Origin of the sequence: Vibrio sp. Vb0888, assembly GCF_033338835.1 — a bacterium.
GTDB lineage: Bacteria > Pseudomonadota > Gammaproteobacteria > Enterobacterales > Vibrionaceae > Vibrio > Vibrio alginolyticus.
Genome location: NZ_JAWOTL010000007.1, coordinates 92,043 through 108,285, shown reverse-complemented (window position 1 = coordinate 108,285; position 16,243 = coordinate 92,043). Strand labels below are relative to the sequence as shown.

Annotated in this window: 17 protein-coding genes; 7 read left to right on the top strand and 10 right to left on the bottom strand. The window is 46.2% G+C overall.

Translation table 11 applies throughout. From position 1 onward, the window contains the following. The 6 genes from R7P72_RS12270 to ppiC all read right to left on the bottom strand — a co-directional run bounded on the left by R7P72_RS12270 (nucleotide 1) and on the right by ppiC (nucleotide 7,056). A complete protein-coding gene (locus R7P72_RS12270; RefSeq protein ID WP_005375352.1) occupies nucleotides 1-1,755 on the bottom strand; it encodes an ABC transporter permease subunit in 1,755 nt (584 codons plus the stop codon). 4 nt (nucleotides 1,756-1,759) lie between these two features. Then, nucleotides 1,760-3,274 (bottom strand): ABC transporter substrate-binding protein, encoded by a 1,515-nt coding sequence (locus R7P72_RS12265; RefSeq protein WP_005375350.1) that lies wholly within the window; start codon nucleotides 3,272-3,274, stop codon nucleotides 1,760-1,762. After that, a complete protein-coding gene (locus R7P72_RS12260; protein ID WP_005375349.1) occupies nucleotides 3,264-4,112 on the bottom strand; it encodes an ABC transporter ATP-binding protein in 849 nt (282 codons plus the stop codon). Before R7P72_RS12260 ends, R7P72_RS12265 begins: the two co-directional genes overlap by 11 nt. A gap of 20 nt (nucleotides 4,113-4,132) precedes the next feature. Continuing rightward, nucleotides 4,133-4,894, bottom strand: a complete 762-nt coding sequence (locus R7P72_RS12255) for an ATP-binding cassette domain-containing protein (RefSeq protein ID WP_005375347.1) — start codon at nucleotides 4,892-4,894, stop codon at nucleotides 4,133-4,135. A 172-nt stretch (nucleotides 4,895-5,066) separates the two neighbouring features. Next, nucleotides 5,067-6,371: an MATE family efflux transporter gene (locus R7P72_RS12250; protein ID WP_005375345.1), complete on the bottom strand. Its 1,305-nt coding sequence runs from the start codon at nucleotides 6,369-6,371 to the stop codon at nucleotides 5,067-5,069. A 343-nt stretch (nucleotides 6,372-6,714) separates the two neighbouring features. Beyond that, nucleotides 6,715-7,056, bottom strand: a complete 342-nt coding sequence (gene ppiC, locus R7P72_RS12245) for a peptidylprolyl isomerase PpiC (RefSeq protein WP_080276970.1) — start codon at nucleotides 7,054-7,056, stop codon at nucleotides 6,715-6,717. A gap of 214 nt (nucleotides 7,057-7,270) precedes the next feature. On the opposite strand from ppiC, the gene R7P72_RS12240 reads away from it, so the two are divergent. Next, nucleotides 7,271-8,185, top strand: a complete 915-nt coding sequence (locus R7P72_RS12240) for a chemotaxis protein (protein WP_005375335.1) — start codon at nucleotides 7,271-7,273, stop codon at nucleotides 8,183-8,185. Nucleotides 8,186-8,265: 80 nt separating this feature from the next. Here the strand turns inward: R7P72_RS12240 and R7P72_RS12235 are convergent, their stop codons facing one another. The 4 genes from R7P72_RS12235 to hutW form a co-directional block, all read right to left on the bottom strand. Beyond that, complete coding sequence (locus tag R7P72_RS12235; protein WP_005375333.1) at nucleotides 8,266-8,802, bottom strand: ATP:cob(I)alamin adenosyltransferase; 537 nt, start codon at nucleotides 8,800-8,802, stop codon at nucleotides 8,266-8,268. 97 nt (nucleotides 8,803-8,899) lie between these two features. Continuing rightward, nucleotides 8,900-9,430: a heme utilization protein HutZ gene (gene hutZ, locus R7P72_RS12230; RefSeq protein ID WP_005375331.1), complete on the bottom strand. Its 531-nt coding sequence runs from the start codon at nucleotides 9,428-9,430 to the stop codon at nucleotides 8,900-8,902. A gap of 56 nt (nucleotides 9,431-9,486) precedes the next feature. After that, entirely contained in the window at nucleotides 9,487-9,990 is a 504-nt protein-coding gene (hutX, locus tag R7P72_RS12225) for a heme utilization cystosolic carrier protein HutX (RefSeq protein ID WP_005375329.1), read from the bottom strand. Nucleotides 9,991-10,022: 32 nt separating this feature from the next. Next, nucleotides 10,023-11,393 carry a heme anaerobic degradation radical SAM methyltransferase ChuW/HutW gene (hutW, locus tag R7P72_RS12220; protein ID WP_031778893.1) on the bottom strand — a complete coding sequence of 457 codons (1,371 nt, stop codon included), beginning with the start codon at nucleotides 11,391-11,393 and terminating at the stop codon, nucleotides 10,023-10,025. A 160-nt stretch (nucleotides 11,394-11,553) separates the two neighbouring features. On the opposite strand from hutW, the gene R7P72_RS12215 reads away from it, so the two are divergent. The 6 genes from R7P72_RS12215 to R7P72_RS12190 are packed head-to-tail and all read left to right on the top strand — an operon-like array spanning nucleotide 11,554 to nucleotide 16,135. Then, nucleotides 11,554-12,300, top strand: coding sequence for an energy transducer TonB (locus tag R7P72_RS12215; RefSeq protein WP_318110546.1), 747 nt, complete (start codon nucleotides 11,554-11,556; stop codon nucleotides 12,298-12,300). Beyond that, on the top strand, nucleotides 12,300-12,998 hold the full coding sequence (locus R7P72_RS12210; protein WP_005375324.1) for a MotA/TolQ/ExbB proton channel family protein: 699 nt from the start codon (nucleotides 12,300-12,302) through the stop codon (nucleotides 12,996-12,998). The genes R7P72_RS12215 and R7P72_RS12210 overlap by 1 nt, the downstream gene beginning before the upstream one ends. Continuing rightward, nucleotides 12,995-13,408 carry an ExbD/TolR family protein gene (locus R7P72_RS12205; RefSeq protein ID WP_005375322.1) on the top strand — a complete coding sequence of 138 codons (414 nt, stop codon included), beginning with the start codon at nucleotides 12,995-12,997 and terminating at the stop codon, nucleotides 13,406-13,408. Before R7P72_RS12210 ends, R7P72_RS12205 begins: the two co-directional genes overlap by 4 nt. Nucleotides 13,409-13,436: 28 nt before the next feature. Further along, complete coding sequence (locus tag R7P72_RS12200; protein WP_005375320.1) at nucleotides 13,437-14,306, top strand: hemin ABC transporter substrate-binding protein; 870 nt, start codon at nucleotides 13,437-13,439, stop codon at nucleotides 14,304-14,306. 9 nt (nucleotides 14,307-14,315) lie between these two features. Further along, on the top strand, nucleotides 14,316-15,353 hold the full coding sequence (locus R7P72_RS12195; RefSeq protein WP_054578656.1) for a FecCD family ABC transporter permease: 1,038 nt from the start codon (nucleotides 14,316-14,318) through the stop codon (nucleotides 15,351-15,353). Further along, a complete protein-coding gene (locus R7P72_RS12190) occupies nucleotides 15,353-16,135 on the top strand; it encodes a heme ABC transporter ATP-binding protein (protein WP_005385036.1) in 783 nt (260 codons plus the stop codon). The genes R7P72_RS12195 and R7P72_RS12190 overlap by 1 nt, the downstream gene beginning before the upstream one ends. Nucleotides 16,136-16,243 lie beyond the last annotated feature (108 nt).

The following is a 16,243-nucleotide window of genomic DNA, read 5'->3' as shown; positions in this document are numbered from 1 at the left end:
TCACTTGTCATCAAAAATCAAATTCACCGCAATTGCCATCAAAACTAAGCCTAAGATTGGCAGCAAGACACCCAATGGTGAGCGCTCTATGTAAGGCAAGTTTTCAGCAATCAATAAGCCCCACTCAGGTTCGGGCGGCTTAACGCCAAGTCCGATAAAACTCAGAGACGTCAGGCTAAGCGTAATGTAAGGCAAACGCAGAAACGCATGACGAATCAATGGCGGCAGCACATAAGGCAACAAGTAGTAACGGAGTACTCGCCACTGACTGGTTCCCCAAATGGGCGCAAGATGCGTATATGGCTGCGCTTTGGCTTCCATCAACAAGCTCGCACAGTGCGCCGCTAATGGTGCCCATGACACCATAACAATCGCAATCAAGGCACTGTTTGGGTTCATCCCCGTTAGACCAGCAATCAGTAGACCCGCCACGATGTATGGCACACCTTTGGTGATCTCAATTAAGCCTTGGCTATAACGAGTCACGAAGCCGAGCAGCAAACCAATCACCAAACTTAGGAACGTCGCGATGATGCCCATTTTGATTGTCGACATCATACCGCCACCAACGCGAGCAAGCAGATCTCGCCCGACCGCATCGGCACCAAACGGGGCAGCCAAGCTTGGCGATTCAAGGCGGGTAAATTGGATGGTGTAAGGATCGCGCATTAACGCCCATCCCGCACAACCAATCAGCAAGGCAAAGATTATGGCACTGACGATGCGTTTGGTGGTGCTTTGGGTAAAACGGAACGTGCTGTGACTGCTGATCAGCTTGCCACTTGTGACACTGTGCCCGAGTAACCAGCGTTGCAATAAGATGCTCGCACTGCTGATCAACATCGAGAACACCAGCAACACCAACAAGCCACCTTGCAGCATCGGCAGATCTTGTGACTTCGCTGCACCTAAGATCAATCGTCCAATACCCGGAATGGAAAACACCTGTTCCACAGCAACCGCACCGCCGGTTAAACCAATCACCGTCATTGCGATTTGAGGAATCAAGTTACTAACGGCACGCCACAAGGCAAAGCGTAAGATTTGAAACTTACTGACGTTCGCCGATAGCCAAGTGATCACCCAAGGTTCATCTAATACACGCTTGAGGCTGTCATTGAGCAAACGACCGAACAAACCAGCAGCAGGCAATGCCATTGCCAAACTGGGTAACCAGAGGTTTTGCACGCCTTGCCAACCATAAGGTGGGAACCAACCCAACCAAATGGAAAACACCATGATCAGCAGCGAAGCAATCACGTATTCCGGCAGTGAAACCAACACCGAACTGAGCGTGTCATGATGTTTGTCTAAACGATTCTGTTGCCAACGACGCACAGTGTAAAGCACGCTCGCCATGCACATTACAAATGCCATGCCCAGCGCTGTAAGCATCAGTAGTAACGACGTTTTTGCGGTTTGTTGAACGCTCTCCATCACGGATGCGCCGCTCACCCAAGAGACACCTAAGTCTCCTTGCATGGCAAGCGTCAACCAATCCCACAATCGCTCAGCAGCGCTGCGGTCAAGTTGAAGATCCTCTCGAATGGCTTGCAGAGCTTCTGCCGTCAGCAATTGTTGAGCACCCGCACGAGCACGGAGGATTGATTGGCTTGGGTCGATACCTGCAATATCCGGCATCAAACCCACCAGCACAACCACTACCCCGAGTGACAGGAAGCGCGACAAAAAACGCGTAAACCATTCAGGCATACAAGCGCTCCAACGAGAGCGCATGTTGGCAACAGACGACATCGAGTTAGTTCACCTCAGTAAACTGGTCGATCAGGCGACGCTCACGTGGGTCACGTTGTGCATTCTTCACGCGGTCACTCTCACCTTGGATTACACGCTCGTGAAGCAGTGGAATCACAGCGTATTGCTCAAGGATTTTGCTTTCTGCTTCGATGATCGCTTGTTGGCGTTTCTCACCCAAAGGCTGACGATCAGCGTGTTTCAATGCTGCGTCCACTTCTTCAGAGCAGAACTGACCTAGGTTGTAAGAACCTTTACAGCTAAAGTCACTTTGCATGTACGCCACTGGGTCACCAGAATCCAGCACCGTTGCACGTGACAACAAGAACGCATCGAACTTACCTGCTAGTGCATCGTTTTCGATTTGTGCGTATTCACGAACGTCTAGCTCAACCACAAAGCCAGCCGCTTCAAGTTGTTGCTTTAGCAGCACCGCTACTTCTGGCAACTCAGCACGGTCGGTAAATGTACCGATGGTGATCTTCTCACCGTTCGCGTGGCGCATTTCCATGGTTTCCATACGAGGGTTCGCATCACGAATTGGTTGAGCCCATGCCAATGCTGGACCTAACAGACCTTTCGCTGAATCGGCGTGGTTCTCGTAAACCGTTTTGATGATTTGCTCACGGTTAACCGCTTGAGCTGCAGCTTTACGCAAACCGAACTGGCCAAACACGTCTGATTTATTGTTTAGGTAAAGCGTGTTGGTACGCGGCATTGCGACTTCGTGCAGCTGTGAAGATTCCATCATCGCGATTTGCGATACAGGAACCGCTTCAACGACATCCGCCTCACCGGTACGCAGCGCTGCAGCACGAGCAAAACCGTTTGGTACGTATTCCGCAAAAATGCTATCTACTTTCGCTTTTTCACCCCAGTAACCATCAAAACGCTTCAATTTAGCGCTGGTTGTCCCGTTGATTTCTGTCAGAACGAATGGGCCCGTACCCGCATTGATTGGCACAACACGACCGTTTTCTTGGTATGCAGCACCAGAAAGGATCGCTAACTGTGGACTAGATAGACGACTTGGCAACAATGGATCGTTAAAGGTCGTTTTGATTTCAACAGTGAAGTCGTCCAATGCGCTAACTTGCCATTCGATACCATCCAAAATGCGTGGTTTTGGTGCGGCATCTAATGCTTTTTGTAGAGAGTTCACAACCGCGTTGGCATCAAGGTCAGAACCATCGTGGAATTTCACGCCCTTACGTACCGTAAATTGCCACGTCATCGGGTCAACTTGTTCCCACTCCGTTGCCAGCATAGGCTCTGCTACCGACTGATCGTTTAGGTTCACTAGCGTTTCTGCCGTGCTCCAACGTGACAGTTTGAACGCGTCATCTGAAAGTGGCGACAAACCTGTGCGTGGTGGCTGCATCATGGCAACGCGAATTTTCGTTGCTTGCGGTGCCGCTGCTTTTTCCGCATCTGGCTTACTTTCGCCAGAGTCAAAACAACCCGTCAGTAGTGCGCTTAAAGCCAGCGACAAAGCTAACTTGGGAGTACTAAGGTGCATAAGAAACCTCTCCAATGGTTTTTGTGAATTCATTACTTTTGTGTTGAGCGCTCATCAAGGCTCTCGTGATCAAGTGCGATGGGTTATTTGTCACGTTTTGTGCCGTGCCGTGTTCGACAACGCGTCCTTTGTCTAACACTAGGATTTCATCGCATAGGGTTTGTGCCGCATCGAGGTCATGTGTCACCAAAATCAGGCGCATCTGACGACTCTTTTGAATGCCTGCCAACAAGTCGAGAATCTGTTTACGACTGACGGGGTCTAAGCTGCTGGTTGGCTCATCGGCAACCAATACGCAAGGCTCAACAATCAAAGCTCTGGCGATAGCCACACGTTGGGCTTGCCCAACTGATAATTGCTGCGGGTTACGATCCAACAATGTGAGATCCAAACCGACATCCGCCAACACCTTTTCCACCTTCTCATTGAGCTCTTGTGTCAAACCAATGTTGCTTAGCGGCTCCAGTAAGATCTGGCGAACGGCGTAATAAGGATTCAAGCTCGATTGCGGCTCTTGCGGAATCAATTGAATGTGCTGGCACAACTCTTGGCGCTGCTTAGCCGAGCTACGCGATAGCGGATAGCCACACACATACACTTCACCAGATGTGGGTTTACGAAGACCAAACAGAAGCTCAATCAAAGTCGATTTACCCGCACCAGAAGGACCAACAATCGCAATGTTCTTTGTGTCGATGGAAAGATCCAATTGTTCGAGCGCTTTAAACGGTTTGCCCCCCAACCAACTTGGTTTGGAGTAATAGTGAACACTGGCTTGCTCAAAGCGAACTTCCGCCGATTTAGGCTGCGTGTGCCCGCTCAAGTTGTGCTTAGTCAAAATAGGCTCCAGAGATGAGGTTAAGGCAGCAGTTGCGCAAGTTGTTGGCAGAAAGGATGCGAACTTTGCTGAATGGCTTGCCAAGGTGCGCCATAAGCCACCATGGTGTTGTCCGCAATCACCAAGACTTTGTCACACGCCAAAGCCGCAGATAGATCGTGCGTGATCAACAAACCACTGATGTTGCGTTGCTGAACACTACTGCGAAACAACTCAAGGATCTCCGCTTCGGTGATTGGATCGAGCGCACTGGTGGGCTCATCAGCGATGATCAAGTTGGCACTACCAAGCAACGCAATCGCAATACAAATACGCTGGCGCTGACCACCAGATAACTGGCTTGGATGCTGCGCCAATGCTGCTTTTGGATCTGCAAATCCGAGTTGAGACAACAAGGTCGTCACCGTTTCTCGGTTTGCTGAAGACAAGCGTGTTTTGTTGCCCGTCAATGCCAAACACAGTTGTTGCTCGACAGACGCCAATGGATTCAGCGCTTTAAGTGCATCTTGGAAAATGACCGCGGGACGCTGGGATTGACTCCGTTGCAGCATGGCAGTTTGTGCGACTTCACTGCTGTTAAGCTGGATACTTCCGTCTACCCAAATATCTGACGGCAAAAAACCTGCGACGGCTTTCGACAACATGGATTTACCAATGCCGGAAGGTCCCATAATGGCAAGAGCTTCACCTTGAAACAGCTCAAAAGAAATGTCTTTGAAGAGTGTGCGTTCTGAGTCTGTAAGGCTGAGATTATTAACGGAGAGTATTGGTTGAGAAATCACGGCATCAAACTAAATGTAATAATATAACATCACAAATAATATCATGCGGGTTAAAGCAAGGAAACCAGTCGGAAAGGTTATTTCATCACCTTTTTCAGATTTATCAGCAAGGGCAGATGGCTCCACCCTTGTCATAAGAACATCTAAATTAGGTCGTTTGTGACAGTGTGAATTAAAGACACTTTTGTTTAACTTGACCGAGGTATGGGAACAAGAAGACAAAACGCCCAACGTAGAACAAAGTGAATGCCAGCCACAAACCGTGATTGCCCCAATATTGCACCGCAATAAATTGGGTCACTAAGAACAACACCATGGTTAGAAAGGTAGAGTTACGCACTGGTCGCGTCGTCCCTGTACCGGTAAAGATGCCGTAAAACGTAAGACCAAAACCAGCAACCAACGGAAATGCCAATAACCAAGGGCTCATGTCTAGATACAGCTCAACAAGGTTTGGCAAAGTGGTAAATAACGACACCACTTGATGTTTGAACAGCACTAACAGCAAGGTCAAGACAACAACGAACGCCGCGGTCCATTGCGTGTTTAGCTTAATCACGTTATCAAGCAATGTCGGATTCTTCTGGCCTACGGCTTTACCTGCGAAGACGCTCGACGCATTCGCCACACCATCGAACATGTAGCTGACGATAAAGGTCACTTGCATCAAGATTGCGTTCGCAGCAAGCACATCAGAACCAAGCTGAGAGCCTACACGCGCCATCATGTTGAAGAACACCAATAGACACACAGTGCGAAGCAGCAGATCCATATTGGAAGACGCGATAACTTTGAGATCTTTACGCGTCATTTTCGCGGTCTGAATGTAATCAAACAGCGGGAAGCGACAGGTTTTCAACACCAGCACCGCACCAATAACAAACGTCGAAATTTGCGCGATAAGTGTCGCTACCGCAACGCCAGCAATGCCCATATCGAAGTACAACACAAAGACGATATCCAGCACGATGTTCAGCACGTTACCAAACACTTGCGTGAACAAGGTTTCTTTGGCTTTCGCCTGTCCCATCAACCAACCAATCACGGTGTAGTTCAGCAGTACAAACGGCGCACCAAAGATCATGATATCGAAGTAAGTCTTAGCGTTTTCTGCCACGACTGCATCAGGGGAGATAATCAGCTCTGCCCCCATCCAAATCACGGACTGCAACGCAATGAAAATCAAGCCAAGGCAGAGCGAAAGCACGAAAGGACGGAATAAGCTGCTCGCTTGATCTTCTGGGCTATTTTTACCTAATGCGATTGCACTTTGCCCGGTAGTACTGACGCGGAAGAAGCCAAACAGCCAATACAAGGTATTCATGATGACGGTGCCGATCGCTACACCACCAATCATCTCAGCCACACCGAGTTTACCGATCACCGCGGTGTCCACCGCCCCCAATAATGGTTGGGTTACCGTAGAAACGATGAAAGGAAATGCGATTTTAAAATAGTCTTTATGAGTCAGGGACATCTTAAATTATGAACAAGATTAATTTTTATAAGGTCGCTATCATATGCGAATGGCGCCCGAACATGAACCAAAGTTCACCAGCAAGGAATAGCATTGATAATTGATACAACCAGCCAACGTATTCTCATACCAAAGCTTGAAATAGGATAACGACTTATGAGAAAAGCCAAGTTAACTGCATATAAATGAGTTTCTAGTTTGGAAAGATTAGCGTTTGGTTGAGCATGGCAGATCAGAATGTATCTGCCATGTCATAACGGTAGTGATTGGTGAAAAGAGACCGTACAGATGATATTTAATGCTTGTGGGTTTCATCTGACAATGTTTAGGTCGATACCAAGCCTTATGTTCTGTAAAGCACCTTTACAACATGCCAACCGAACTTGGTTTTAACTAGATGCGGCGTTAACACTTCGCCAGAAAAGCACACTTTGTCGAATTGAGGTACCATTTGACCACGGCGGAATTCACCAAGGTCACCACCGCGTTTGCCTGACGGGCAAGTTGAATACTTCTTCGCTAATGTCTGAAACTTTGCGCCTTTTTTCAGTTGCTTGATTATGTCTTCCGCTTGCTCTTTGTGCTTCACAAGAATATGTAATGCGGCTGCTGTATTTGCCATTGATCTATCTCTCACTATTCTGGTCGCGCAAGTGTACCCAATCCTTTTTAACAGACCAAACATTTCTTAATAATAGCTCAGCGGTAAAGGCCCAAATACACGAGGAATATAAAATCGTCTACATAATGAGTTTAAAATACAAACAAGTTTTGCTCAGTTAATCACTATTCTCTAAAAGATTGTCTAAAAAGCTCACATTTGTCTCTCCGATGGTTGAAGCCTTCGTCTGATAAGATTAGATTAGACACAATTCGGTGGTATTTATAAGGTTATTTTCATGGCAAAAGTCGTTAGCAAAGCGAATCAATCTCAGGGCATGTTGATGTTTAAGCTCACCCTGCAACAGAGTTTCGCTATCGGTACGCTAAAAGTCCGTGAAATCGTCCCGTACATGCCAACGACAAAGATCCCTTACTCGCATCATCACGTCATTGGAACCGTTACGATACGTAACTTAACAGTACCAGTGATCGATATGTCAGCGGCTGTTGGCTTTCGTCCTATTAATGAAGAAGAATATAAAAGCTGCTACTTGATCGTGACAGATTGCTTGCGAACCGTGGTTGCGTTTATGGTTCGTAGTATAGAGAAGATCATTGAGTGTGATTGGAAAGCTATTGAAACGCCACCTCCGAGCGCTGGAAAAAATATTTTCGTGACTGGAATTACTCGCTACGAGGACAAAACTGTTCAAATGCTGGATGTGGAGCTGCTACTTTCCAAAATTTATCCGCAGTACGAGAATTCAAAGATACCAATGCTGACAGATATTGAGCGAGAACGCCTAAAAGCACTCAGTATTCTATTGGTGGATGACTCTTCCATCGCTCGTAAACAGCTGTGTGACGCACTCGATAGCATCAATATTGGGTATCAAATCTGTAAAAATGGTTTAGATGCATTGGAACTGATGAAAAGTGACGCTGCGGCTCATCGCCCAATTGATATTCTGGTCAGCGATATTGAAATGCCCGGATTAGACGGTTATGAATTAGCATTTGAAGTTCAGAATAATTCCTCTCTGAACCATTCATACCGCATTTTACATACATCGTTATCGAGCGAAATCTGTGTAGACAGAGCTCACCAAGTTGGCGCGCATGAGGCACTTGAGAAATTCAATGCAGGAGAACTAATCGAAGCGATGCTTCGCGGAGCAAAAGAGCTAGAAGCCAAAGCTATGACTTCTTAACTCTTATTGGACGAGTTGATTTGAGAATATAATGCAGTGCTTGTCCTATCCCTGATGCTCACATCCGCTAATTTCTCAGCTCACTTCTTTGGCATCGCGTAACTACGAGAAACGAATTCCGTCTCTTTGACTTGGTGAGCATGATTAATATAAGAAGCTAGGCTGTAAAGTACATTCGCTAATAAGTTCGCGTAACGAAACAAAATAGGTGCGGGCTGCTTCTTACCTGTATGTTCAACGGCAACTAATGCTCGTACCGTTTTTTTAGCTTGGCAACGGCACAAATGCAATTGACTGGCTGCCGGGTGCCCCCCGGGTAGAACAAAGCCTTTGAAGCCGCCATCAATACGTTGCTTGAGCAAAGCATAATCGGCCTTTAACTCTTCAACTTCCGTCTCTGTAATCGCTAATTTCCCGCGAACCGAACCATTTAGATGATAAACATTAGGCTGCATTCTTGTCAGTATATCGCGGCTAAACTCGTCCAACTCCATAGCGAGAACAAGGCCAATACGACTACAAAGTTCATCTGCTGTAATTTCAAAGTCACAAACCGGACTGTCCTCGTAAATAAACGGATAGCAAATCTCGCTCAATTCCTTACTTACAGGTTTCATGCTTTTGTTCCAATATAAAAAAGGGAGTCAGTATAACCTAACTCCCTTTAAACGTTCATTATGCCAAATGAGCGACATTCATATGATCGGTTTACAATCAGGCACTTTCGACTTTCTTGTGACCTTCTTGAAGGTGAACAAAATCGACTAAATCATCACCAGACACTTGATACGCCTGACCAAAACCTTTAACAAATAGCCCCGATTCTGGCTTTAAGTTGAACAAAACGAAATCCTCTAGCTGGCTTAGACCATCAATAATCTCACCAAAACGCTCTTTCATTTGTCCAACAACTTGTTGCCACATCTCTGTGTCTCGCTCAACTACATTTGCTACCGCATCAAAAGTTAAGCGCTTACGAGCAAACAGCTGCTTTGAAGACTCTTCATCTTCGATCATCATCAATGAAACATTTGGATTTTCTAAAAGGTTACGGGCATGACGAGCGATTTTAGAAATGAGAACGAAATAACCTTCCTGGTTTTGGACATAAGGCGCGTAGCTTACATTCGGGCGACCTTCTGCATCGACAGTTGCAAGCTGAAGTGTACGGCGCTCCTGACGAAACTCTTTGATCTCTGGCCCTAAACGACCTTGCAAACGCTCTTGTTTAACTTGTTGATCCATATTGATACCTGACTTTACTAATTAGTATTCGAGTTAAGCCTCGATTATGTTTGTGATTACTTTTTTAATTCGGCTTGTAGGGCGCGAAATGCGGTGACTTGCTCTTCAATCAACTCGCGCTTTTCGTTACGGCCTAAATAAATCTTGAAAATATTGCTTCCGCACTCTGAGAAAAAACCAAAATAGTGACTCTCTCTACCCATAAACGGTTTACTGACTAATGCGACATTTTTAACGTTATCTAATTTAAGGTGGCCGTGCAGTTCACCTTCTCTACCCATTAAATTGTAATAGCCACGCGCCACTTTTCCTTTTGGAAACGGCGCTTTAACTTCAAAGATAGAACCAAAAGAGTGGACGATGGTCGTCACCGGGCCAAAACCAACCAAACTTTCTAAGATGCTTTGCGCTTGCTCTCCTGGTGCAATAGCCACCATTTCCTGAGGTAGAGCCGCAACAACCTCAAACTCGGAAATGCCAAGACGCTCTGCCATCGCAGCTGGCAATAATTGTGGTTCTTGCTCTAGTAATACTTCAACTTGTTGCTTGATTGATTCCATTGTGTCTTCCGTTTTTGTTCAATTTGTTTTCATTAATTATTGAATGCTTTCGGTACCGTTTCGTTCATCTCTGACGTGAGTACCTGAATACAACTTTGAGCCAATGACACTGCCCAGAAGCTGCCTGCAAGAGTAAGGACTGCGCTACGTTCATGTAGCTGTACTAAGCCTTTCGCTTGCCACACTTTAAATAGAGGCAATAAAAACACGAACGCGTCCTCTCCCATAAATGATGGAAGTTGATTTGCTTGAACAATGCCACGGTCAAACGCAGATTTGAGTGCAGAAAAAAGTGGTTCTAGAGGGCTTTGCTTCATCATCATCGCGATGGTGCTTTGACCTTCTTTGACCGCTTTAATATAGGTCTCTAGTGTGCGGTGTTGCATCATCCCGTAGCCACCGATATTACCTCCAGCACCACAGCCAATTGGCAATACCTCTGCATAAGTCTTGGCTAAACTATTGTATAAACTACGCTCGCGGTTATCGATTGCCCAATGGTTCACACTCAGTTGCTTCATATGGTGTTTGGCCATAAAGTTCACACCGAACTCATACATTCCCGCTTTTTCTGGTGTGGTCGCAGGTGGCGGGATTTTTCCCTTTTCTACGAGGTTGAGCATGGGAGCTGACCCACCAACCACTAACTGATACAAGTCCAGTCCGTGTGCGCCAGTCGAGAGGAAATCATTTAAATCTTGCTCTAACACTTCTTTGGTTTGATAAGGTAAGCCATAGAGTAAATCGATAATGACCGGAATTTTGTCTTCTTTGGCGATCTCGCTCACCCGTTTGAGGACATCTTCTCTATCATCTAAACGTTTTGCGCTGCGGCGCACTTGTGTATTAAAACTTTGCACACCAAAAGAGAAACGATTAAACCCACCGTCTAAAGCGCCTTGATACAACTCATCAGAAAAACGATTGATGCGACCTTCTAAGGTGATTTCGCAGTCTGCGGCCAAAGGAAAGTGGTCTCGGATAGCCTGGCCTAACACACGAACCTGTATTGGAGATAAATCCGTTGGCGTTCCGCCCCCGATATATACGGCGTGAAAAATACCATTTTGTGTCCAAGGTAATGCCGCTTTCTCTCTAAGCTCCTGCATTAATGCTTCAAAGTACTCATCAACCAGTGTGCGACTTGCAGCATTTTGAAAGAAGTTACAAAAAGTGCAACGAACGCGACAAAACGGAACATGAATATAAAGACAGCGCTTATTGGTCGCTTTAATTGAGTTAGCCGTAATACTCGAAAAAATCGCCTGTTGTTGAGACGAGGGCACAGGTACGCTCGCTCCCCCGGCATGTGCAGAATGCTTCTTAACAAAAGCAAATCGCAATGGATCAGGACTATCACTGCCCAACACTGATTCATCAAGCTTATCGATATCGACGCTCATATATACTCGCTTAACTCCCATCATGTAAGGGATGGAAGCTGATCTTAAAAATTCTGCAAGAATCATAATTTGAGCGTAATGATAATGCAATTGATAATTGATCTTATTTCCATTGTAAGTAATAATCTGCCCAAGTTTTCATAGTTTCCCGAGATATTCCGTGAACGTACAAAGATATGTCATTGCAGGAGGTGCTTCCCTTGCCATCCATGCCGCACTTCTTTTTGTTTCTCAAGAGACAAAGGTGTTCGCGATGCCGGCTGGAAACCCAGCAAGTTCGGTAAGTCTAAATCTTGTGTCTGCTCCTCCCGCTGTCGAAAAATCTACACCAGAAAATGTAGCGCCACCAAAAGAGCAGCAGCCTCAAGACCAACCTGAACCAGAAAAGAAGATTGTAAAAAAACAGGTCGTCAAGAAAGACGCTGTTAAGAAGAAGGTAGTAGAGAAAAAACCTGAACCGGTTAAACAATCTAAACCTAAAGCGGTCGAGCCCACCAAAACCGTAACAAAGCAAAAGGTTCAGCCCGAAGCGAAACCAAAGAAAAAAACGGAACCAGTGAAGAAAGAGACGGTAGCTCAACAATCCGCACCTGCGAGCCAATCCAAAGGGGCAACGTCTCAGCCTGTCTTGGTCGACAAACCAACGTTTGTGAGTCAACCAACACAACCCCGTTACCCAAGATCTGCACAAAGACGCGGTATTGAAGGTGTAGCCTTGTATGAGATATGGCTAGATGAGAATGGTAACCAGATTAAACAGGTTTTGATTGAGTCTTCCGGCACAGAGTCGCTAGATGCCTCAGCACTTCGTGCGATCACACAGTGGCAATTTACACCACATATTTCAGGTGGGCTAAAAGTCGCTCACCGAGTACAAGTACCTGTTCGTTTTAAGTTGGATGGATAATGGAACAACTACAAGAATTACAAACTCAATTTGGGCTGATGACATGGCCTTTGATCATTTGCTCAGCTCTAACCGTGATGATCATCGCCGAGCGATTATTCCATGTGTTAATTAGCCTTGGTGTAGGAAAGCGAGCCATTCGCCAAAAGCTCACAGGATTAGACCCAACAAATGGGAGCGAACTTGAAGCACTTGCTGAAGAGTTGTCGAATAAGCGGCCGCTTCTGTACCGTGGTGTTGCGATGTTGCTTGCTCATCATTCGTTTTCGAAATCTTTAAGAGAAGATGCCGCAGGTATTTGGCTGCAAGAAAAACGCCATCAGTTGCATTCCGGCCTTCGTTTGCTGACGCTGATTGGCGTCATAAGCCCTTTAATTGGCTTGCTTGGTACGGTACTTGGCTTAATTGACATGTTTAAAGGCATCGCGGTTTCAACGGGGAATATCACTCCGAATGATTTGGCTGACGGCCTAGGTCTTGCTATGCGCACCACTGCCGCGGGTCTCATTATCGCACTTCCTGCCATTTCAGGAGCGCAGATCATTGGTTTGTGGGCGGATCGTGTAATCGCCAAGCTTGAGCACACTTTAAACTACGTCAACTTATGGCTTGAAGGTATCTCGTTACAGCATGTCTCGCCAGACCACTCAAAAGTAACACTGCGCTCTTCTGAGAAGATTGAGGCAGCAACTAAATGATTAAAACACCACAAGAAAATAGTCGTAACGGTTTAACCCCCGATTTAACACCGCTGTTAGACATTATTTTTATCGTCATGGTTTTCCTGATGTTAACCGCAGCGGTCAAACTCGATTCATTAGACGTCAATTTACCGAGCACAGAATCTCAGGCTGTTGCAGATGTCGATAAGCAATCCATCACGGTAAATATTCTTAAAGACGAGCCTTACTGGGCTATTAACGGCAAGACATATATCGATTGGGACAACTTTACCCTCGCGCTGTTAGAAGAGAGTAAGTCAAGCGATAAACCGATTGTAATTGGAGCAGAAAAAACCGCGAATATTCAGTCGCTAGTACAACTTCTCGGCTTTTTACAAGAAAACGGAATTCAAGCAACTCAGTTACTCACTGAAGAGCCATCATAAAAATAAGTAAGATAGAGATCCTTTCAAAATGAAGAACACACGCATCACTATTCATGCTGTTGTCACGGCAGCTATTTCCCTACTTGCGAGTAGTCAACTTTTTGCCAATGAAACGCCATCCTCAGAGCGCGTTGTTAGCGCAGGCAGCGCCGTCACTGAACTCTTGCTTGAACTCGACGCTAAAGATAGCTTGGTTGCTATCGACGTCACCAGTCAATTACCAAAAGGAATGGAACTGCCTAAAGTGGGCTACCATCGTCGTCTTTCAGCGGAGGGGTTGCTCGCCTTACGTCCGACAAAAGTCATTGGTTCTGATGAGATGGGGCCGAAAACAACATTGAGCCAATTGAAATCGGCTGGCGTAGATGTAGAAATCGTTAATACTGATGCAAATGTCGAGGGCCTTTATCAACGTATTGATCAAATTGCGAACCTTATGGATCGCAAAGCTCAAGCTGAAAGCTTAAAGCAAGATGTCCAGGCGCAAGTACAAGCACTCAATGCAAACCAACCTGATCAAGCGAAGAAAAAGAAAGTGCTCTTTCTGCTGATCCATGAAGGGCGACCTGCAAATGTTGCGGGCTCACAAACGACACCCGATGCAATTATTCAACTCGCCGGCGGACAAAACCCAGCCGCTACACAACTCTCGTCTTACAAGCCTCTATCCACAGAAGCGATGGTAGAGATGCAGCCTGACGTGATTCTTGTTAGTGGTCGCAGCTATGAAACGTTGGGTGGTGCCGATGCAATTTTAAAAGCAATGCCGCTTCTTGCTGCAACACCCGCTGGAAAGAACAAAGACATCATAACGATTGATGGCCATGCTCTGGTAGGTGGTTTGGGCCTTAAAAGCCTTGCAGAAGCTAAACGCTTGAATGCACTGCTTTACCCATAGAGACATGACATGTTGTTAAGACGCATCCCCCTTTCAACGACGTTATCAGTGCTTAGTGGATTTTTAGCATTTATTGCTATCGCCTCTATTACCGTTGGCCCAATGAACATTAGCTTTGCTGACAGTTTGCGTAGCCTAACGGGAGGCAGTTCTGATCTCGCTCCTCACATTCAGTTGGTCATTAACGAAATCCGATTGCCTCGCACCATTTTGTGTATGTTCATCGGCGCCATTTTAGCAATTTGTGGTGTGGTTATGCAGGGCTTGTTCCGTAACCCATTAGCCGAGCCTGGTATCATTGGTGTGTCTGCTGGCGCTGCTCTTGGTGGTGCATTCGCTATTGTTGTATTTGCTGAATTTAGCCAAAACTATCCGCAACTAATGAACTTAGCGGCTCTGCCTCTTTTTGCTTTCATTGGCGGTGCACTAACGACTATTCTCGTTTATAAACTCGGCACAAGTAAGTTTGGTACCTCAGTTACAATTATGTTGTTAGCCGGCGTTGCCATCAGCGCGCTCTCGGGTGCTGCGATTGGCTACATGAACTTTATCGCAGATGATCAGATGCTGCGAGACTTGACGCTTTGGTCGATGGGCTCATTAGCTGGTGCAAATTGGTCAGGGATTGCTCTATCTGCTGTAACACTCGTCATCCTATTGCTCTGGTTTCAGAAGAAGTCGATGGCGCTGAATGCTCTGTTGTTAGGGGAATCAGAAGCAAGACACTTAGGAGTTCCGGTTCAAAAACTCAAACGTCAGCTTATTTTACTTTCTGCACTGGGTGTTGGTATTACGGTGAGCATCAGTGGTGCAATTGGCTTTATTGGGCTCGTGATTCCTCACTTAGGGCGCATGCTCGCTGGGCCTGACCATCGAACGCTATTACCAATATCTGCCTTAATGGGAGCACTGCTTCTTACTGCCGCAGATATGTTTGCTCGTGTTGCCGTGGCACCAGCTGAATTACCAGTTGGAATCGTGACCGCATTGATTGGCGCGCCCTTTTTCATCTACTTATTGTTCCAGCAAAAAGGGAAGATTTTGTAATGAACCAGATCGTTTTATCGGGGAAAAACATTTCGATGACGTATGGCAACCGTGTGGTGCTCGATGACATCAACATTGATATCCGAGCTGGTGAAGTGACCGCCCTACTCGGCCCCAATGGCGCAGGTAAAAGTACTTTGCTCAAGCTTCTATGCGGTGAGATCTCTTCGAATCATCACATCACCTACTTCGGTAAACAAAAGCATGATTGGGAGCCTGAAAAAAGCGCCAAACATATTGCAATGCTCCCGCAGCACAGCACCTTAACCTTCCCATTTCTAGCCAGAGAAGTAGTAGAGCTGGGGGCAATACCGCTATCACTGTCCAATAAAGAAACCACTAAACTGGCTTTACATTACATGGAACAAACCGACGTATTGCATTTAGCAGAAAGCCTGTACCCGTCTTTATCTGGTGGAGAAAAGCAACGACTGCATCTAGCACGAGTGATGACACAACTACATCAATCTGGCGAAAAACGAATCTTAATGCTTGATGAACCTACCTCAGCGTTGGATCTCGCCCACCAACACAACACGTTAAAGATTGCTCGTGAAACGGCAAAAGCACAAAACGCAGCGGTGGTTGTGGTGTTACATGACTTGAATCTAGCCTCTCAGTACGCAGACCGCCTTGTACTCTTGCATAACGGGAAACTAGTTTGTGATGACACGCCATGGAATGCACTAACGTCAGAGCGCATTGAGCAAGTTTATGGCTATCGATCTATTGTGACAAAACATCCGACGCTAGACTTCCCTCAAGTGCATGCCGCAGCATAAAGCGTATCTCCTCTATGCCGTCTCTAAAACACTTCGATACGACAAAGGCCCGCAATATGAGAGTTGCGGGCCTTTGCTTTGATAGTGGCAGAATTTGGTGCTTTAAAG